The organism is Pseudomonas sp. 2995-3, assembly GCF_002742565.1.
Lineage (GTDB): Bacteria > Pseudomonadota > Gammaproteobacteria > Pseudomonadales > Pseudomonadaceae > Aquipseudomonas > Aquipseudomonas edaphica.
The window spans coordinates 1-229 of the sequence record NZ_LJSB01000126.1; the positions used below are offsets into that span (position 1 = coordinate 1).

The 229-nt window shown below is 38.4% G+C and carries 1 protein-coding gene; it reads left to right on the plus strand.

Annotation, left to right across the window (positions count from 1 at the left end):
• Positions 1–229, plus strand: a 229-nt coding sequence (locus AOA62_RS06390) for a penicillin-binding transpeptidase domain-containing protein (RefSeq protein ID WP_218244077.1), incomplete at both ends; no start/stop codon positions are given.

Below are 229 nucleotides of genomic sequence, written 5' to 3' on the forward strand. Positions count from 1 at the left end.
GATTATGATCCAGAAAGTTTCAGAGATGTACCACCTGAAATATACAATCAAAATAAACCGGTATGGAGTCAGTATGAGCCTGGTTCCACATTTAAAATTATTACACTTGCTGCTGCATTAGAAGAAGGGATAGTCGATCTAGATGAGGACGAATTTCATGATCCTGGCTACATTGAGGTAGCAGGACATAATATAAAATGCTGGAAAAAAGGTGGTCATGGATCCCAAA